At 38.7% G+C, this 19159-nt stretch carries 18 protein-coding genes, 1 pseudogene and 1 riboswitch; all 19 genes and pseudogenes read right to left on the bottom strand.

Annotated elements, in window-relative coordinates; genetic code table 11:
* Positions 1-868: 868 nt before the first annotated feature.
* Positions 869-1000 (bottom strand): annotated as a pseudogene (locus N7Z68_RS23370) (DUF72 domain-containing protein); the annotation flags it as partial.
* A gap of 447 nt (positions 1001-1447) precedes the next feature.
* A complete protein-coding gene (locus N7Z68_RS23365) occupies positions 1448-2107 on the bottom strand; it encodes a transcriptional regulator (protein ID WP_275120839.1) in 660 nt (219 codons plus the stop codon).
* A gap of 466 nt (positions 2108-2573) precedes the next feature.
* Positions 2574-3971: a Fe-S cluster assembly protein SufB gene (sufB, locus tag N7Z68_RS23360; RefSeq protein ID WP_275120838.1), complete on the bottom strand. Its 1398-nt coding sequence runs from the start codon at positions 3969-3971 to the stop codon at positions 2574-2576.
* 12 nt (positions 3972-3983) lie between these two features.
* Positions 3984-4427, bottom strand: a complete 444-nt coding sequence (sufU, locus tag N7Z68_RS23355) for a Fe-S cluster assembly sulfur transfer protein SufU (protein WP_275120837.1) — start codon at positions 4425-4427, stop codon at positions 3984-3986.
* Positions 4414-5637 (bottom strand): cysteine desulfurase, encoded by a 1224-nt coding sequence (locus N7Z68_RS23350; RefSeq protein ID WP_275120836.1) that lies wholly within the window; start codon positions 5635-5637, stop codon positions 4414-4416. The genes sufU and N7Z68_RS23350 overlap by 14 nt, the downstream gene beginning before the upstream one ends.
* Positions 5637-6932 (bottom strand): Fe-S cluster assembly protein SufD, encoded by a 1296-nt coding sequence (sufD, locus tag N7Z68_RS23345; protein WP_275120835.1) that lies wholly within the window; start codon positions 6930-6932, stop codon positions 5637-5639. The genes N7Z68_RS23350 and sufD overlap by 1 nt, the downstream gene beginning before the upstream one ends.
* Before the next feature lie 19 nt (positions 6933-6951).
* Positions 6952-7731 (bottom strand): Fe-S cluster assembly ATPase SufC, encoded by a 780-nt coding sequence (gene sufC, locus N7Z68_RS23340; RefSeq protein WP_275120834.1) that lies wholly within the window; start codon positions 7729-7731, stop codon positions 6952-6954.
* Positions 7732-8500: 769 nt separating this feature from the next.
* A complete protein-coding gene (locus N7Z68_RS23335; RefSeq protein ID WP_275120841.1) occupies positions 8501-8632 on the bottom strand; it encodes a YuzK family famiily protein in 132 nt (43 codons plus the stop codon).
* 278 nt (positions 8633-8910) lie between these two features.
* Complete coding sequence (locus N7Z68_RS23330; protein WP_275120833.1) at positions 8911-9306, bottom strand: carboxymuconolactone decarboxylase family protein; 396 nt, start codon at positions 9304-9306, stop codon at positions 8911-8913.
* 228 nt (positions 9307-9534) lie between these two features.
* The gene (locus N7Z68_RS23325) at positions 9535-10389 is read right to left on the bottom strand and encodes a MetQ/NlpA family ABC transporter substrate-binding protein (protein WP_275120832.1); all 855 of its coding nucleotides are present in this window, start codon (positions 10387-10389) and stop codon (positions 9535-9537) included.
* Positions 10390-10405: 16 nt separating this feature from the next.
* On the bottom strand, positions 10406-11074 hold the full coding sequence (locus N7Z68_RS23320; RefSeq protein ID WP_275120830.1) for a methionine ABC transporter permease: 669 nt from the start codon (positions 11072-11074) through the stop codon (positions 10406-10408).
* On the bottom strand, positions 11067-12089 hold the full coding sequence (locus tag N7Z68_RS23315) for a methionine ABC transporter ATP-binding protein (protein ID WP_275120829.1): 1023 nt from the start codon (positions 12087-12089) through the stop codon (positions 11067-11069). Before N7Z68_RS23315 ends, N7Z68_RS23320 begins: the two co-directional genes overlap by 8 nt.
* A 191-nt stretch (positions 12090-12280) precedes the next feature.
* A riboswitch (SAM riboswitch) is annotated at positions 12281-12398 on the bottom strand.
* An 83-nt stretch (positions 12399-12481) separates the two neighbouring features.
* Entirely contained in the window at positions 12482-13723 is a 1242-nt protein-coding gene (locus N7Z68_RS23310; protein ID WP_275120828.1) for an MFS transporter, read from the bottom strand.
* Positions 13724-13914: 191 nt separating this feature from the next.
* Positions 13915-14328: a DUF4395 domain-containing protein gene (locus N7Z68_RS23305; protein ID WP_275120827.1), complete on the bottom strand. Its 414-nt coding sequence runs from the start codon at positions 14326-14328 to the stop codon at positions 13915-13917.
* A gap of 128 nt (positions 14329-14456) precedes the next feature.
* Positions 14457-14702, bottom strand: a complete 246-nt coding sequence (locus tag N7Z68_RS23300) for a YusG family protein (protein ID WP_275120826.1) — start codon at positions 14700-14702, stop codon at positions 14457-14459.
* A gap of 257 nt (positions 14703-14959) precedes the next feature.
* Entirely contained in the window at positions 14960-15343 is a 384-nt protein-coding gene (gene gcvH, locus N7Z68_RS23295) for a glycine cleavage system protein GcvH (protein WP_275120825.1), read from the bottom strand.
* Positions 15344-15413: 70 nt separating this feature from the next.
* Entirely contained in the window at positions 15414-15773 is a 360-nt protein-coding gene (locus N7Z68_RS23290; RefSeq protein ID WP_275120824.1) for an arsenate reductase family protein, read from the bottom strand.
* A gap of 336 nt (positions 15774-16109) precedes the next feature.
* Positions 16110-17894, bottom strand: coding sequence for an acyl-CoA dehydrogenase FadE (locus N7Z68_RS23285; RefSeq protein ID WP_275120823.1), 1785 nt, complete (start codon positions 17892-17894; stop codon positions 16110-16112).
* Between the two features lie 81 nt (positions 17895-17975).
* Entirely contained in the window at positions 17976-19157 is a 1182-nt protein-coding gene (locus tag N7Z68_RS23280) for an acetyl-CoA C-acetyltransferase (RefSeq protein WP_275120822.1), read from the bottom strand.
* Positions 19158-19159 lie beyond the last annotated feature (2 nt).

The raw sequence follows: 19159 nt of genomic DNA, 5'->3' as shown, positions 1-19159 counted from the left end.
TCGACACCATTACAGTAGAGGGACTTGGGGTGACTGGCAAGTCTTTTTTTATGCACTTATTAAATAAAGTGCAGGACTCTGCATTTTTCCTTTGCAAAGCTCTGCACTTTTATTTTGCAATAAACAAATAACCATTAAAAATCAAGATTTTATCAATTTTTTCAATAAAATGAATAAATTGTAAAAAATAAATTTTATTATCTTATTTTGTATATAATATTTACATTTAAAGTAGCCAAGATATGAAGATAACCGCGAACCATATTGGTTCGCGGTTATCTTCATATCTTATAAAAAAGAAACAATTGAATTTCAAAAAAAAGAATGGTTATTAAATAATGAATAGACTTTTACCGAATAGTTCTATGGAAAGGCGTAATAATTAATGAAGAAGGCCCTCTTTCGACAGGAGGGCCTGTTATTTAGGGAATTTTAATATAAGAGCACTACCTTCTTGTCTAAACAAGTGCCCTTTCATCTTAACTACGGTTGCCCCAATGCTGGATACACAGACAGAATTCTCAACTTGGATAGGTGTATTTACCAATGATAGTAGAATTGAGCTTTCATTATCCATTTATGTGTTAGAATTAATTACTTTATTTTCTAGCGAAGATGATCTTCATTTTTGAATGGGTTTTATTCATCTTTATATTTGACTTCCTAAAACCTTTTATATAAATGACTATAATCTTCACAAACAGTTAACCAATTGAAGAATTAAAAATATTAAAAGTTTTTTATGTTAATAATATAAATCCCATATTGCAATATGATGAAAAAAAACAAATCCTTGAAAAAGGTATATATATCAGTGTTTGATTTACTTTAATTTCTATTAAACTACTTTCCCCCATGAATAGGTATACAACGCATAAAATGAGGAATCGACTTCTACGACAGGAAAATGACTGCTGTACGTTCGCAGCTTATCCTGAGGCCTCGTTCCTTCATATAGATCATCGTGGTCGCCCCACCCTGTTAAACCTATGTAAATCATCGCAATCCCTCTTTGCCAAAATGATGGATATGTATATCATACTACTGTTTTTCTGATGTTCACAATAGTTAGGGTCTGCTATGGGGAATTGCGGTTTGAATGAACATTATGGAGACGAGTAATTATTTTTTAACTTGATCGGAATAAATAACTTGAGAGAGATGATGAAACTTAGTTTATTTAACTATTTATTAGGATGTTTGTTAATTGAGGTGAGACGTTAACTAATGTGGGGTGAGTTTTTAAGCGAGCGGTGAAATGAATTGTGGTGCTGGTGTATTGGGATGCTGATGCAAAATTGAGATGGTCGGTGCATTGGGATATTGCTTTTACATTGGGATACTGGTGTGCATTGGGATGTTGCTGTTGAATTGTTGTATTTTAGTGGAAGATCCGCGGGGTTAGTATTATTGTCGTTACAGTTCACTCATTGAACGTTATTCCATCTTAATGTTTAGATACTGCTTTCAGTTGATATAAACGAGCCCGTTTATTTCCGCTAACTATAAATAAAATTTCGAGTTCCACGAGACGATGTAAAATACGCCGAGCTTGGCGATCTCCTACCTTTAAGTGGTTTGCAATTTCAAGTGGTGTTATCGGTCTTACTAACCGCCGTGCATACCTTACAACCTCTGCTTCCAGCCATGATAACTGCGATTGAGTTTCCATAGAAATAAACTTCCCGAGAAAAGCTAGTACAAGCTGCTGACATTGTTTTGTTTCTTCTTTTATCGATAAGTAGGCTATCGGCAATATGGTCCAGCCATCAAGCGAGAGTAACGAATGTCGCCAGCACAAGTCTTTAAACCTCCTCACATCAAGATCTCTTGCATGAGGACCGTACCCTTGGATTTCAATACAGCCTCTCGCATCTTTGCGTTGATAAGCGAGGTCTAGATAACGATAGCCATTATTAAAGTCTAGGACTTCCCATTCTGGGTAGAGATCATCAAAATTTCCTACTACAGGGAACCAAACTAATCGAAGAAACTCAACTGTCCCATGCCCAAGTCCTTTTTCAAGAAGCTCACGCCTGCGGGGATTGCTTTCTTCAGAAATTTGTATTTGTAGCCACTTGTCATACTCTTCCTGAAACTTTGCCATTGTAACCACTCCCAGTATAAGTTTTAGAAGTGACCTCTATGCAGACTGACTACGTTTAGTATAATTGTATCTTGAACTCTTCTCAAACAATTTCTTTTGCTGTTATTTTAGGGCACCCTGAGGCCCTTATTTCATGTTTTTCACCCTATATTTTCACTTTAGAGCACTCAGAGGTCCTTATTGACAATCAATTACAAAAATTTCAGGCCGAATCGGCAATATAAGGGCTTCTCAGTGCCCTAAAGACTAAAAGTGGATAGTTTTTTGCTAAATAAGGGCCTCTCAGTTCCCTTAATTGCTTGAGTGGATTTTTCACGAGTTAACGGCCATGTGCTCACTCATCATAATGTTAATATTCCGCATAATAATGGGTTGCATTACTTCATTCATGAAAACAAAACCATCAACACCTCAAAAACCATTAAAAAACCGCTCCTCCCCAAGGGAAGAAGCGGCCTTATATCTATTAACCGATTGAACCTTCCATCTCGAACTTGATCAGACGGTTCATCTCTACTGCGTATTCCATCGGTAATTCTTTTGTGAACGGCTCGATGAAGCCCATAACAATCATCTCAGTCGCTTCTTCTTCAGAAATACCGCGACTCATCAGATAGAACAACTGATCTTCAGATACTTTAGATACGGTTGCTTCGTGCTCTAATGTGATGTTATTGTTTAAGATTTCATTGTAAGGAATTGTATCAGAAGTTGACTGGTTATCCATGATTAACGTGTCACACTCAATTTTCGCTTTTGAGCCTTCTGATTTACGTCCGAAGTGAGCAATACCACGGTACGTTACTTTACCACCTTGTTTTGAGATCGATTTAGAAACGATCGTCGATGAACAATTTGGTGCTAAGTGATGAATTTTCGCCCCAGCATCTTGGTGCTGACCTTTACCAGCAATCGCAATAGAAAGGATCGTACCTTTAGCACCTTCACCTTTCATAACAACTGCAGGATATTTCATCGTTAACTTCGAACCGATGTTACCGTCAACCCATTCCATCGTAGCACCTGCATCAGCAACTGCACGCTTTGTAACAAGGTTGAAAATGTTTGGTGCCCAGTTTTGGATCGTCGTATAACGGCAGTAACCGCCTTTATTAACGATAATTTCAACAACCGCACTATGAAGTGAGTTTGTTGAATAAACTGGCGCAGTACAGCCTTCTACGTAGTGTACGTGGCTGTCTTCGTCTGCGATGATTAACGTACGCTCGAATTGACCCATGTTTTCAGAGTTAATACGGAAGTACGCTTGTAGAGGTGTTTCAACCTTTACGCCTTTTGGTACGTAAATGAATGATCCACCAGACCATACCGCAGAGTTTAGTGCTGCAAATTTGTTGTCAGAAGGAGGAATAACTGTACCGAAGTACTCTCTAAAGATCTCCTCGTTCTCTCTTAACGCAGAGTCCGTATCTTTAAAGATAATTCCTTGCTCTTCAAGATCTTCTTGCATGTTGTGATAAACAACCTCAGACTCATACTGAGCAGAAACCCCAGCTAAATACTTTTGCTCAGCTTCAGGGATACCTAATTTATCAAACGTGTTTTTGATTTCTTCTGGAACTTCATCCCAAGATTTCTCTGATTTCTCAGACGGCTTTACGTAATACGTAATTTCATCGAAGTCTAATTCAGAAAGGTCGCCACCCCATTGCGGCATTGGCATTTTGTAAAACATTTCTAGTGACTTTAAACGAAAATCTAACATCCACTGTGGCTCATTTTTCATTCGAGAAATTTCCTCGACGATCTCACGAGTTAATCCCTTTTTCGAACGGAAAATCGAAACGTCTTTGTCTCTAAAGCCATATTTATATTCACCGATTTCCGGCATCTTCTTAGCCATGAGAAAACCTCCTTATTCGTTTTCGCTTTGAATACCCTTTTCCATCGCTTTCCACGCTAACGTTGCACATTTAATTCGTGCCGGAAACTTTGATACACCTTGTAGTGCTTCAATGTCACCTAAGTCAAACGTAGAGTCATCATAATCTTTGCCTTGCATCATATCTGAGAAGATTTGAGACATCTTTAATGCTTCTTCTACAGTTAAACCTTTAACCGCTTGTGTCATCATTGAGGCAGAAGCAAGACTGATAGAGCATCCTTCACCTACAAATTTAGCAGCAGAGATCTTATCATCTTCTACTTGCATTTGTAATTGAATACGATCACCACACGTCGGGTTATTCATATTCACCGTTACAGAATCTCCTTCGAACTCTCCACGATTTCGAGGGTTTTTATAATGGTCCATGATCACTTGTCGATATAAAGTATCGAGATTGTTACCTAAAGACATCGCCGAAATACTCCTTTGTTTTTATTAATCCATTGACAAGTGCATCAACATCTTCTTTTGTATTGTATAAATAAAAACTTGCTCTTGCTGTTGCTGTTACATTTAACCATTTCATTAACGGCTGTGCACAGTGATGACCTGCACGAACAGCAATTCCATCAGCGTCAAGCACCGTCGCTACATCATGTGGATGAACATCGTCAATGTTGAAGGTAACGACTCCAGCCCGCTTTTTCGGACCGTAAATAGTTAATCCTTCAATTTCAGACATTCGCTCCATCGCATATATCGCTAGTTCGTGCTCATGCGCTAGAATTGCATCCATGCCGACTTCTTCTAAGAAATCGATCGCTGCACCTAATCCGATTGCACCTGCAATGATTGGTGTTCCACCTTCAAACTTCCAAGGAAGCTCTTTCCAAGTCGATTCTTGCAAACCAACAAAGTCAATCATTTCTCCACCGAATTCGATTGGCTCCATGTTGTCTAATAACTTTTTCTTCCCATAAAGAGCACCGATTCCCGTTGGACCAGCCATCTTATGACCAGAAAAAGCAAAGAAGTCGCAATCTAAATCTTGCACATCGATTTTCATATGAGGTGTGCTTTGGGCACCGTCCACAACCATCACAGCGCCATGCTTATGAGCAATTGCTGCGATTTCTTTGATTGGGTTAATGGCCCCTAACACATTCGAAACCTGCATAACCGAAACAATTTTTGTTTGTGGAGTTACAGTTTCCTCAACATCAGCTAGATCAATACTTCCATCTTCTTGCAGTGGAATATATTTTAACGTCGCCCCAGTAGCTTTAGCCACTTGTTGCCACGGAATGATATTACTGTGATGTTCCATCGGTGTAATGACGATTTCATCACCTTCACCAAGGTTGGCACGTCCGTAACTGCTAGCAACTAAATTGAGTGCTGTCGTTGTTCCTCTTGTAAAAATGATTTCTTCAGTTGAGTTCGCATTGATAAACTTACGAACTTTTTCTCTTGCACCTTCATAACCATCAGTTGCAAGTGTACCGAGGGTATGAACCCCACGATGTACATTAGAATTATAGCGACGATAATAATCATCCAAAGCTTCAATGACTTGAATTGGCTTTTGAGACGTTGCCGCACTATCTAAATAAACAAGTGGGTTCCCGTTCACTTCCTGATGTAAGATTGGAAATTGTTTGCGAACCTCTTGAACGTTCATTATTTTACTTTCCTTTCGATGACTTCCGTAAAACGCTCTTTTACAGATTCAACAGGAAGTTGGTTTACAACTGGTGCTAGGAAACCATGAATAATTAAGCGTTCAGCTTCTTTTTGCGTAATTCCACGACTCATTAAATAGAACATTTGTAGTGGATCAATTCTTCCTACAGATGCAGCGTGACCTGCTGTTACATCATCTTCATCAATAAGAAGGATCGGGTTTGCATCTCCACGAGCCTTTTCACTTAACATTAGTACACGCTCAGTTTGCTCACCGTTTGATTTTGAAGCGCCATGCTCAATTTTCGTAATTCCGTTAAAGATCGCAGTTGCTTCTTCACGCATTACCCCATGTTTTAAAATATATCCTTCAGAATGTTTTCCATGATGGAAAATCTGTGTTGTGAAGTTTTGTTTTTGTGTTCCGCGGCCGATCGTTACTGTTTTTGTATCAGCATACGAACCTTCACCAACTAAGTGCGTTGTGTTTTCACTTACTGTATTTCCGTCATTCATTTGACCAAGTGCCCAATCTACTCGAGCATCGCGGCCAACATGCGCACGACGAACCACATAAGTTGTTACGTTCTCAGAAAGATTATCAACCGCACCGAATGAAACGCGTGCTCCAGCACCTGCATATACTTCAGCCACGATATTAGCAACCGTTTCTTCTTTAGGGCCTCCAACATAGTTCTCTACATACGTAACTGAACTATTATCTTCTGCAACAACGATCACGTGGTTGAATAATGCAGCTTCGCTTACATTGTAAACGGCTTGAAGAGGGACAGTCACCTCTGTATTTTTAGGCACATAGATAAAAGTACCACCATTCATTAATGCCGCATGAAGAGCAACTAGACGGTTTTCATCCACATTTACAGCGTCTGCCATAAAGTATTTTTCCACTAATTGTCCATGCTCTTTAAGTGCTGTTGCTAGGTCTGTAAAAATAACACCTTGTTGCTTAACCGCTTCGCTCACTTGAAGACGAGCTGTTGCACCATCTTTTTGAACGACGATGTTTTGTTCATTTGTTGCTTCACCGGCTAAACCTTTAACCTCATCACTTAACTCATCGAAAGAAGTAACTGTTACATCTTGAAGGTGAGTAAATTGAGTGAAGTTCCATTTATCAATCTTTGTTTTATCTGGTTTTGGTAAATCTAATTTTTCTGCTAAGTCTAGCGCCTTTAAGCGAAAATTTAATAGCCATTCAGGTTCGTCGCGCCCTGTAGAAAATTGTTTAACATACTCTTGATCGAACGCAAGCTTCGTTTCCACTGACATATTATCCCTCCTCACTACCTTATGCTTCTACTTTTTCATCTTCAATGCCAAGTTCTTCTTTAATCCAGTCGTAACCTTCTGCTTCTAAACGTTCAGCAAGTTCAGCTCCACCAGATTTTACGATACGGCCTTGCATCATAACGTGAACTTTATCAGGAGTGATGTAGTTCAGTAAGCGTTGGTAGTGAGTGATGATAAGACAGCCAAACTCTTCTCCACGCATTGCATTTACACCTGTAGATACTACTTTAAGAGCATCGATATCAAGACCTGAGTCAATTTCATCTAAAACAGCAATCTTTGGCTCAAGCATCATTAATTGAAGAATTTCATTACGTTTCTTTTCTCCACCTGAGAAACCTTCATTTAAGTAACGTTGTGCGAACTCTTGATTCATTTCAAGTAAATCCATTTTCTCATCTAATTTACGGATAAATTTCATTAATGAAATTTCGTCTCCTTCTTCACGACGAGAGTTGATCGCTGAACGAAGGAAGTCCGCATTTGTGATCCCACTAATTTCGCTTGGATATTGCATTGCTAAAAATAGACCCGCTTGTGCACGCTCATCTACTTCCATTTCTAAAAGGTCTTCACCGTTGAAAGTGACTTTACCACTCGTGATTTCATATTTAGGGTGACCCATAAGTGCAGATGCTAATGTAGATTTCCCTGTACCGTTTGGTCCCATGATCGCATGGATTTCTCCACCGTTAATTTCTAGGTTGAAATCCTTTAAGATTTCCTTACCTTCTATTGCTACATGAAGATTTTCAATCTTTAAGTATGGTGCTGTCATTCTTTCCTACCTCCAATATTTTATCTTAAGATTACACTGCCCTCTTGACGAAAGAAGTGCTTTTGTTTATTCTCAATTTATTCTCATTACAATCTTATATCAAATCCAAAGTAAGTTCAACTTTTTTAACAACATTTATACACTTTTTATATATTTATGTATAGAAAGTTTTTTATGACCTTGTCCAACCGTCCAACCTACTAATAGTTTCTCAACTTAGCAACAAAGTCATACAGATCAACGTGGAAAAGTTTGGTTATTGGCAAAAAACGCGAATGACTCAGTAATTTGTGTCCTGCTTATTGGACGCGAATGATGAACGGAAACGACCTCGAGCCATTGGGAACCCCACAAGTAGGCTATGCACTCAAGCTGACAATGCAAAGCCGCAGTGGCACAAGTAGTGGCGGATGAAATGGAGCGTGGCCATATGAGACTGGTTCCATTTGTATTATTGAAGAAATATAGTATGTATTTCTATTTTATCGGACTGAGAGGACCTTATTTTAACCAAAATCACCTGTTTAAGAGTTGAGCGGACTGAGAGGACCCTATTTGCTTAATATCATTAAAAAACACAGCAAAAAGTTCTGAATAAGGGCCTTTGAGTCCGTTACGGTCCCCAAAAGCTTGTTTTTTAATGAAATAACGGCCTGTGAGTCCGTTAAGATCGTAAACTTTAAACAAATAGAAAATCTCATGCAAAAAAACTACGATAAGAGGCTGACTCATTAAAAAAGAGTCAGCCTCTTATTTCTTTTATCTTATTTTACCGTTGATTTAACTCAATAGCTAGTTTTAGGGAACGTTTATATTCTTTTTCACGCGACTTTTCCACTTCTAAGCGCTTCTCCAGGCTGCGATTGTACTCCTCGTAACCAATTCCGTGGTTCTGTTGCATCGCCTTTTCCATTTCGCCTGTGTAATTCGTGTGAATCGTTTGGATAATAAATCAATCCTTTCTTTTTTATAAGGTAACTGACGGTTTGCAATCCATTAAGTTGAATGTTTCAGTTACGCTTACTCTATAAAGAATCATATCATCCTCACGATATCTTCCCAACTGCGGTATAGTGTGAAATTTTCTGACAATGTATCGTTATGCATACTCACCTTTTCTCACATAGCAATGCTATACAATTTAGCTCATATGCTCTTTATAACTCGAAGATTGAGAAATTAATGTTTCTTTTGATTACCTGAAGAACCTAGCTCGGAAATAGCTTCTTGAACTAAAGTGACGGCTTGGCTCATCGCTGCACCGCCACCGAATGCCGCAGTAACACCGAGTGCTTCTAAAATTTCATCTTCACTGCACCCTTCGTCAAGGCAGCCTTTTGTGTGATAGATAATGCAATATTCATCTTGTGAAACGACACTAATCCCTAATGCGATCAACTGCTTATCCTTTTTAGATAACTTTCCTTCTTTAAAACACGCTTCTGTAAACTCATTAAACTTCCCAGCGACATCAGGCATTTTTTGCAAGAATTGTCCTAAGCCTTCTTTATACTCTTGTAAAGCCATTTGAATAACACTGTCTTGCTGATTATCTTGATTTTGGTTTTGCTCCATGTCTATGTACCTCCTTTTTATCTAAACACCTTTAACACTCCTATTATTCCTTTGTATTTCCATTTCATGTATTAAACTCGCACGCATTTTCGTGCACCCTATACTCTTACTCTACTTCAGGAGTTATTGTTGATTTGCTCAGCCCACGATGAGTTTTCATTTAATAAAAACAAAAAAAGCGGCATTGGAAATTTAATTCCAACGCCACTGGTGATCATAAAGTCTTACTTACTCGCTCCACGGAATAACTGCACCGTCATACGTTTCAAGAATGAAGTTTACAACTTCTTCAGAACGTAATACTTCAAATAAAGTGTGAATTTCTGGACGATCTACATCTTCAGATCGAACAATGATTAAGTTTGGTTGAAGAACATCTTGTCCTTCAAAAGCAATGCCGTAACTTTCGATATCTACTCCACCTTCAAGAGCATAGTTTGTGTTAATGACAACAGCGTCACCTTCACCACTTTCAAATGATGGAGCAAGTAATCTTGCTTCAACAAGTGTTGAGAAGTCCAAGTTTTTTGGATTTGACACGATATTTTCACGTTGCGCTAATTGTCCTTCTTCAACGTCTAACTCAATAACACCTGCACGCTCAAAGATAGGTAAAATACGACCGTGGTCACTGAAAGAATCACTCATGATAATTTTAGCACCATCAGGCAGCTCGTCTAAACTACTGAATTCCTTTGAGTAAACACCAATAGGTTCAGCGTGAATTGGCCCAATGCTTTCAAACTCATAACCAAACTCTTCAATTTGCATTGCTAAATAACCTGGTGTTTGGAAATAGTTTGCATCTAGCTCACCTTCATTTAAAGCTTGGTTTGGTAAAATATAATCTGTGAATGTTTTAATTTCTAGATCAATTCCTCTTTCAGCTAAGAGTGGTGCTGCAAATTCAAGTACTTCCGTATGTGGAACAGCTGATGCTCCTACAACTAATTTAACATTCTCTTCTTGAGCTGCTTCTTCTCCTGGTGTTTCTTCTGTTTGTGGCTCTTCAGCACCGCCACCACACGCTACTAATGATAATGAAATTGCTGCAGCACCAATTAAACTTAAGAACTTTTTCATTTCTTTTTCCCCCTTATTAACGTTTGTCAGTTTTATATGTGAAATAATCTCCAATCCATTGAATAATGAATACGATCAATAAGATTGCGATTGTTGCCACCATCGTTACAGTTGTATTGTTTCTTTGGAAGCCTTCTAAATAGGCAAAGTGACCAAGACCTCCAGCACCGATAACCCCCGCCATTGCTGTGTAACTTACTAAAGCAATCGCTGTTACCGTGATCCCTGAAATTAATGCAGGTAGTGACTCTGGAATTAACACTTTGTAAATAATTTGCCAGTTTGTTGCTCCCATCGATTGTGAAGCTTCGATTACACCTTTATCAATTTCTCTTAATGCGATTTCCACCATACGAGCATAAAAAGGAGCCGCACCGATAATTAAAGCAGGTAACGCTGCATTCGCACCTAACATCGTCCCCATTAGCATTCTCGTAAATGGTATGAGCAGTACAATTAGTATAATAAAAGGAATAGACCTGAATACATTGACGATAGTACTTACGATTAGGTTAGCAGGACGGTTTTCCCACAGGTTTCCTTTACTCGTTAAATATAAAATAAGTCCTAAAACAAGCCCAATGACGAATGTGGCAGCAACCGAGATGGATGTCATATAAATGGTTTCGACTGTTGCTTCCCACAACTTGTCCCATTTCATTTTTGCAAACCATTCATTAAACATGATCGATCACCTCCACTTGTACTCCTTCTTCACGAATGAAAGCAATCGCACGATCAATTTCTACGACATCCCCATCAATTTGAATAAAGAGTGTTCCGTAAGCACCTTCTTGCGTTTGCGAAATTTTACCTTGTAGAATATTTACTTCTATATCAAACTTCCGAATGATTTTCGTAATGAGGGGCTTTTCCGTCTCTTCCCCTATAAAACTTAATTGAACGACTTTCCCTGATTCTTCTTCAATAATATGAGAGATCGTGTCCTTCGTTTCCTCTGGATCTGTCACCTGTTTTACAAATTGTTTCGTAATTCCAGCTTGCGGTTTTTTAAATACATCAAGGACAGGCCCCATCTCAACCACTTTCCCGGCTTCCATAACAGCGACACGGTGACAAATCTTTCGAATGACATGCATCTCGTGTGTAATCAAAACGATCGTTAAGCCGAGTTTTTTATTAATATCTACGAGTAATTCCAGGATGGAGTCCGTTGTTTTCGGGTCCAATGCTGAAGTCGCTTCATCACAAAGGAGAACTTTTGGATTGTTCGCGAGCGCTCTAGCAATCCCAACCCGTTGCTTCTGCCCGCCACTGAGCTGAGAAGGGTACGAGCCGCCTCTTCCTTCTAGGCCGACGAGTTTAATCAGTTCTTCCACTCGTTTTTGACGCTGCTCTTTCGGTACGCCTGCAATTTCTAATGGGAAGCCTATATTCTCACTTACCGTTCTCGACCACAATAAGTTAAAGTGCTGAAAAATCATACTAATTTCTTGCCTTGCTTTACGTAGAGATTTTCCTTTTAACGAGGACATCTCTTTACCGGCAATAGTAACTGTTCCTTCAGACGGACGCTCAAGGCTGTTCAGCATACGAATTAAAGTACTTTTTCCAGCACCACTGTAACCGATGATCCCGAATATTTCTCCGTCTTTAATTTCTAAGTCAACACGGTCGACCGCTGTAACAATTCCATCTTTTGTTTTAAAAAGTTTGCGAATGCCGCTTAAATTTATCATGGTGCCTCCTTTAATCGTTTTTCTCTCTCGCCATCTATTTTTTCTATATCTATCTATATTTTTCCTATTGGTTTACTAGTAATAAAGCTTGCAAACTCCTATCTAGAAATAGGGGATAAGTATCGGTAATAAAAAAAACCTTCCCGTCAACAGATGAACAGAAAGGTTTAGTCACAATGTTAGTGTCCTTTCTCTCATCTTTCAAGGTATTTCACCTTGCAGGATTTAGCACCTTTCTTAACACATTTACATGTTTTCAAAGGTTGCCGGGTTTCTTCGGGCCAGTCCCTCCACCACTCTGGATAAGAGCTTGAAGCTATTAAATTACTTTACTCAATGAAAGAATAATAACATGTGTCGAAAATTGTTGTCAACAGATTTTAAATAAATGATTATTTAACTTTTCTAAATACTAAGTAAAAGTAGATCGAACCAATCAAATACAAACAACCTGTAATCGTAAAAACGATAGCATAACCGTAATACGCCCCGTACATCATGACAAGCGTCATCGAAACCGGCCCCATCACTGCCCAGCCGAGCTGGAAGACCATTTGCCCTACTGAGTTAGCTAATCCCTTAATTGAGTCATCTACACTTCTCATCATTAATGACATCTGAATAGGGTTTCCGGCATTCATTAGTGCTTGACGGAAAAGGAAACCAATAACGGCTAGCCATAAATTTTCTGTATAAGCTGTAAGTAAAAGGAAAGGTAAGGATGCTAACTGTAAAATAACTACCGCACGAACTTCACCAAAACGCTTTACAACAGCAGGACCGATCATAAACGCAACGGCTGTCATCGCTTGGCCTAAAGATAAGATAATACCGACAAGTGATTTGCTAATTTCAAAGCGGTCTGTAAAATATATGTTCAAGTACGGTATAACTAGACCGGAACCAAAGCCAATAATTAACTGTGCAATGGCAAAAAGAGCGATCATTTTAAGCCCGGACTTTTGCGTTTTAAAGATATTTTTAAATGAACTTGCTCCTGTTTTTTCGGTCTTAAGTTTTCTTTCTTCGTTAATCTTCATAATTGGAATAAGAGATGTAAAGAAAAATACGGACCCCACGAGCAATGTAATTCGTACACTCCACAACGCACTTAACGAAAATAATGCCTGTAAGACATCACTTAACGTTCCACCTAATGCATTCCCTACGACATTTGCAACCATGATCAGGGCAAAATTAAAGCTAAATAAATGAACCCTTTGCTTTTCTGTAGAGTTTTCCGCTAAAAGCGGTATAGAAGACACTTGAATAAATGACATAAAAATTCCTGTGGCAAACGCACTAACAAGAAGCAGTGATTCCGCTTCTAAATATGACCGTAACAGCATCGTAACAGAAGCAAATATTGCCCCAACTAATATGACTTTTTTTCGACCTACTTTATCACTCATTAAACCAGCAGGTAATAAGAAGATAGCTGAAGCCATCGCTGTCATTGCGATCACTTTTCCGTTTACTTGGTCATCATATCCGAGTTCTCGTATATAGTAGTTGTAAATGATCATGAAAATGCCCATTCCGACATTCACTAAAAAGGATGCGAGTAAAAATAGCCGAACATTTTTATTATAGCTCTTGAGCTGACTACCCCAATCCCCAATAAATTTTGACATGCTACAAACCTTCCCCGAAATAAATTTCGCTACCCTAAATATAATAGTCAATTATTTCGAGTTTGCCTAGCGTTTTGCATCATTATTTTATTGTAAAATTACGGTTTTGGTGTCCACTACCTCTATTTCCATGCAACAACAAGCCTGCCCTAGCTTCTTTAAACAAAAAAAATGAGGTAGCAGGAGCCTCCTCATTTTTTCATCTCATACTTCATTTTCTTAAATTGGAAATACATAAAGCAGCCGACGCAAAAACCGAGCAAAGCGACTGAAGCAGCTACAGTAACCATTCCAACGAGAACCCATCCAAACCAATGGCCGGTTGTTAACAATACAATCAAAGCAATGCCTAATAAACTTGCTGCGATCGTCTGATTGAAACGTTGCAGTTCGGCTGCTTCTGTTTCGTCATTAGAAACATTTTTTATGAGCATTTTCGCCACTTTAAATGTAATGTTTGCCTTAGGTCCAAATAGTAGCGGTAATAATACGATTAGTAAGGTAAGTGCTAGTAGTGATACATTTTGAAGTAAGATTGAAAATACGGTTAAAACAACCATGACACACTGATTGGCTCTAACATAAGACTTTGGAATTTCTTTCATCTTTTTCCTCCTAATTCCGATTAACCTTATTAGTTTAATTTATTTTATGATGAACGGAACGATATGGCAATAAAAAATACATTAAGTTTAGAAAGTAAAAAAGCGAGGGATTATACCCCCGCTCTTTTCTAGCACCACCCTAAGTCACAATCATCAACGTACTTCTCTTGTTTTTCTGGATGAGAATTTTCATAACGGTAAACTTTATTACTGTCGAATTCAAAGCCTTCAGCCATCTCATATTGGTTGCCTTGGTTCGTCATAATAATTTTTCCGATACGAGCTTCATCCATGTATAAATTCATTGCGCCGTTTTCTAATTTTCCATCAACCTTGCTGGTTACATCCACTTTTTTCATTTGCTTTTCAATCATCAAACAAAACCTCCTTCTTAACTCGGGCGGTTGTTTTTACATTTCCCCAAAAAGCAGTTTTTCAAACCAGCCACCGCTTGAGTCGTCACCTAAGCGGAATGTATATATTGTGGCTTTTTATATAATGTAAAAGAGACTGACATCAAGGATTAACCGTTCTTACGCGAGAAAATGAACATCCCCAAAAAGAACTTATCCACTCGATATCAGCCTCTTTAAATGGCTTATTTAATATGAAGCTTAGATTTTAACTAATCTTAGTCTTCACTAATCATTGCTTGATATTTTTCAGCTGTCATTAACTTATCTAACTCAGACTCGTCTGATAGCTCTACAACAACCATCCAAGCTTTTTCGTATGGAGATTCGTTCACAAGCTCAGGAGCATCGTCTAAGTCTTCATTAATTTCAACAACTTTACCGCTTACTGGTGCATAAAGCTCAGATACTGTTTTAACTGACTCAACGCTGCCGAATGCCTCGTCCGCTGTAATGTCATCGCCTACTTCTGGAAGTTCAACGAATACGATATCGCCTAACTCAGACTGTGCGAAATCTGTAATTCCTATGTAAGCTTTATTTCCTTCAACTTTTACCCACTCATGCTCTTCTGAATATTTTAGTTCTTTTGGTAAATTCACGTAATTCCCTCCAATAATTTCAGTGTTCATCGTTACTATATAATAAATTAGTAACGATAGACAACCCTAGTTACATTTTCCAGTTGGCTTCAAAATCTTCTTCTTTAAATCCTACCGTCACTTTTTCTCCATCCGTTACGATCGGTCGTTTAATTAACATCCCATCGGTAGCAAGAATATCTAACAACTCTGCATCCGTTGCTTCCTTAACCTTATCTTTCAGACCGAGTTCACGATATTTTTTACCACTCGTATTGAAGAATTTTTTGATTTCTAAACCACTTTTTTTATAAAGAGACTCTAATTCCTCTCGACTCGGTGGATGTTCAACGATATGTATTGCTTCATACGCCACTTCATGGTCATCAAACCACTTCTTTGCTTTTTTACACGTTCCGCAGTTAGGATACCAATAAAACTGTAAACTCATCTTGCTTCTCTCCCTTCCAAATTATCCAGTTGCAAACATTGCATGCTGTAAAAAGAAACTTATTCCTGTATTTATTATTCCTTAAATTTCATCAATTAACAACTAAAAGCAACGGTGCCAGGCACCTTTAGTCCTGTATTGTATTAAAGGTACCTGGTACCGACATTCATGGTACCGACATTCACCGTAAAAACACCGGATTTTTGGGTGACACGTCAAAGAAGCCCCATTTTGGGACTTCTTTGATCTTAGTAGAGAGGAGAATGCTTCCTTGTAGAAAGGAGGTTTTATTATATTTTTGGAACTAAAGCTCCAAAATTGAATAACAAGTTAAAATTAGATAACGTAGCGCTCTTCAGTTAATACAGCTTCAGCAATTTGACGCTTCTTCGCAATAACATTGATTGGAGTGTGACGAGTTAATTTGCGTAAGATAGAAATCATTGTACGAAGAGTGTCGCCTTCTTGCATAGCTACTAATGATTCTTTAGCATGCGCTTCGATACGGTTGAATGCTTCTTGGCAATATACTTCAGTTAAAAGTACTTTTTGCTCATTTTTATCTAAACCATTACGGTTGATCGCTTTTTCTGTACGAAGGATAACTGATTCCATATTGAATACTTCACTAACGATGTCAGCAACGTTTGAAAGGATTTCTTGCTCGTTTTGAAGCTTCTGTTGATATTTTTGAGCTCCAGTACCAGCAACCATTAAGAAGATTTTCTTCGCCATTTTTAGTAAATACTTTTCTTGCTCTAATGGCTCAGTTCCAACTTCCTCAGGCATCATCATCATTAATTCTTCTTGAAGAGACATTGCTTGCTCAAGTAAAGGAAGCTCGCCTTTCATTGCTTTACGAAGAATTGTAGCTGGAACTAATAAACGGTTGATTTCGTTTGTTCCTTCGAAGATACGGTTAATACGAGAGTCACGGTAGATGCGCTCTACTTCGTACTCAGCCATAAATCCATATCCACCATGGATTTGAACAGCTTCATCAGCATTGTAGTCTAATTGTTCAGAACCTACAATTTTATTTAAAGAACACTCGATAGCGTATTCAGCAATAGCGTCTGCTACTTTACGGCCATCTTTTTGCTCTTCTTCAGATAAACCACCTAAACGATCTTCGAAAAGTCCGCCTGTACGGTAGATTGAACTTTCAGCAGCATACGTACCTACAGCCATGTTTGCTAATTTTTCTTGAATTAAAGTAAATTTAGCAATTGGTTGTTTGAACTGTTTACGCTCATTAGCATATTTAGCAGCAAGCTCAAGCGTTTTCTTACATCCGCCGATTGTACCTACTCCAAGCTTGTAACGACCAACGTTTAAGATGTTAAATGCGATAACGTGACCTTTACCAACTTCACCAAGTAAGTTTTCTACTGGTACATGAACATCTTCTAAGATTAATGTACGAGTTGAAGAACCTTTAATACCCATTTTCTTCTCTTCTGGACCAGTTGAAACGCCATCGAATGCTTTTTCAACGATAAATGCAGTGAAGTGTTCGCCATCGATTTTTGCATATACTACAAATACGTCTGCAAATGCAGAGTTTGTAATCCATTGTTTTTGACCGTTTAATACATAGTGAGTTCCTGCTTCGTTTAATACAGCAGTTGTTTTTGCACCTAAAGCATCAGAACCAGAACCAGGCTCAGTTAGTGCATATGCAGCAATTTTCTCACCTGAAGCTAGAGCTGGAAGGTATTTTGACTTTTGCTCATGGTTACCGAAAAATACGATTGGTAAAGATCCGATACCAACGTGTGCACCGTAACTTAATGAGAATGCACCTGCACCTGCAAATTTTTCAGTGATTACAGAAGAACTGATTTTATCAAGTCCAAGTCCGCCGTACTCTTCTGGTACATCTGCACCTAAAAGACCAAGCTCACCAGCTTGCGTTAATAGACGACGAGAAATTTCAAAGTCATGGTTTTCGATTTCCTCAAGGTGAGGACGAACTTCACCGTAAACAAACTCTTCAGTCGTCTTACCAATCATAATATGCTCTTCAGAAAAATCCTCTGGAGTAAATACTTGCTCTGCAGAAACTTCATCTAGTAAAAAGCTTCCGCCTTTTAAAACTTCATTTTTTACGTTACTCATCATTCATTCCCCCAATATGTTATTTGAAACATAATGATTTTTTTAGAGGGGAAGCAGACCAAGCTGCTTCCGCCCTTTCTATTAACCTATTAATTCAAAGACACCTGCAGCTCCCATTCCGCCACCGATACACATTGTAACGACACCGAACTGTTCCCCACGACGTTTCATTTCATTCATAAGAGTTAGTGTAAGTTTTGCACCAGAACATCCAAGCGGGTGACCTAGAGCAATTGCTCCACCGTTTACGTTTACTTTGTCTAGATCTAAACCTAAGTGACGAACTACTTGTAATGATTGAGAAGCGAAAGCTTCATTTAATTCAAATAATCCGATATCAGAAAGGCTTAATCCAGCAATTTCTAGAGCCTTAGGAATAGCTTCAACTGGACCAATTCCCATAATTTCCGGTGCTACACCTGCTACTGCAAATGAACGGAATTTAAGAATTGGAGCAAGACCATTAGCTTCAGCTTCTTCACGGTCCATAACAAGGACACTTGCTGCTCCATCACTCATTTGAGAAGAGTTACCTGCAGTAACTGATCCTTTTGGATGGAAGGCAGGGCGTAACTTTCCTAATGTATCTACAGTTGTCTCTACACGGACACCTTCATCGACACTGAATTTTACTTGCTTTTCTTTTAATTTATTATCCGCACCCACTGAACGAAGTGTTACATCCACTGGAACGATTTCATCTTCAAATTTACCTTCTTTAATAGCATTCGCTGCACGGCGGTGACTTTCTACCGCAAACGCATCTTGGTCAGCACGGCTAACTTCAAAGCGTTTTGCAACTTCTTCCGCCGTATAACCCATACCCATATAGTACTCAGGCATTTCTTCAACTAATTTAGGGTTAGGGGCAATCACGTGTCCACCCATTGGGATTAGACTCATTGATTCTGCTCCACCTGCGATAATTGATTTAGAGTGTCCAAGCATAATGCGCTCAGATGCATAAGCAATACTTTGTAAACCTGAAGAACAATATCGGTTAATGGTAATGGCAGGTACCGTATTTGGTAATCCAGCTAAAGCTGCGATATTACGTGCCATATTCATTCCTTGTTCTGCTTCAGGCATTGAACAACCCATAATTACGTCATCGATTTTACTCGGGTCAAAATCGCCTGCACGCTTTAATGTTTCCTTTATTGTTAACGCACCTAAATCATCCGGTCTAACATTGGCAAGTGTTCCTCTTTTTGCTTTTCCGACTGGTGTTCTAGCACCAGCTACTATAACCGCTTCTCTCAAGT

Source organism: Alkalihalobacterium chitinilyticum, assembly GCF_029028005.1.
Classification (GTDB): domain Bacteria; phylum Bacillota; class Bacilli; order Bacillales; family Bacillaceae_F; genus Alkalihalobacterium; species Alkalihalobacterium chitinilyticum.
This window is presented reverse-complemented; position numbering and strand designations above follow the sequence as displayed.

Excerpts from the sequence above, each read along its gene's own strand:
- N7Z68_RS23365 (WP_275120839.1), bottom strand. The coding sequence starts at position 2,107 with ATGGCAAAGTTTCAGGAAGAGTATGACAAGTGGCTACAAATACAAATT.
- sufB (WP_275120838.1), bottom strand. The coding sequence starts at position 3,971 with ATGGCTAAGAAGATGCCGGAAATCGGTGAATATAAATATGGCTTTAGA.
- sufU (WP_275120837.1), bottom strand. The coding sequence starts at position 4,427 with ATGTCTTTAGGTAACAATCTCGATACTTTATATCGACAAGTGATCATG.
- N7Z68_RS23350 (WP_275120836.1), bottom strand. The coding sequence starts at position 5,637 with ATGAACGTTCAAGAGGTTCGCAAACAATTTCCAATCTTACATCAGGAA.
- sufD (WP_275120835.1), bottom strand. The coding sequence starts at position 6,932 with ATGTCAGTGGAAACGAAGCTTGCGTTCGATCAAGAGTATGTTAAACAA.
- sufC (WP_275120834.1), bottom strand. The coding sequence starts at position 7,731 with ATGACAGCACCATACTTAAAGATTGAAAATCTTCATGTAGCAATAGAA.
- N7Z68_RS23335 (WP_275120841.1), bottom strand. The coding sequence starts at position 8,632 with ATGCAACAGAACCACGGAATTGGTTACGAGGAGTACAATCGCAGCCTG.
- N7Z68_RS23330 (WP_275120833.1), bottom strand. The coding sequence starts at position 9,306 with ATGGAGCAAAACCAAAATCAAGATAATCAGCAAGACAGTGTTATTCAA.
- N7Z68_RS23325 (WP_275120832.1), bottom strand. The coding sequence starts at position 10,389 with ATGAAAAAGTTCTTAAGTTTAATTGGTGCTGCAGCAATTTCATTATCA.
- N7Z68_RS23320 (WP_275120830.1), bottom strand. The coding sequence starts at position 11,074 with ATGTTTAATGAATGGTTTGCAAAAATGAAATGGGACAAGTTGTGGGAA.
- N7Z68_RS23315 (WP_275120829.1), bottom strand. The coding sequence starts at position 12,089 with ATGATAAATTTAAGCGGCATTCGCAAACTTTTTAAAACAAAAGATGGA.
- N7Z68_RS23310 (WP_275120828.1), bottom strand. The coding sequence starts at position 13,723 with ATGTCAAAATTTATTGGGGATTGGGGTAGTCAGCTCAAGAGCTATAAT.
- N7Z68_RS23305 (WP_275120827.1), bottom strand. The coding sequence starts at position 14,328 with ATGAAAGAAATTCCAAAGTCTTATGTTAGAGCCAATCAGTGTGTCATG.
- N7Z68_RS23300 (WP_275120826.1), bottom strand. The coding sequence starts at position 14,702 with ATGATTGAAAAGCAAATGAAAAAAGTGGATGTAACCAGCAAGGTTGAT.
- N7Z68_RS23290 (WP_275120824.1), bottom strand. The coding sequence starts at position 15,773 with ATGAGTTTACAGTTTTATTGGTATCCTAACTGCGGAACGTGTAAAAAA.
- N7Z68_RS23285 (WP_275120823.1), bottom strand. The coding sequence starts at position 17,894 with ATGAGTAACGTAAAAAATGAAGTTTTAAAAGGCGGAAGCTTTTTACTA.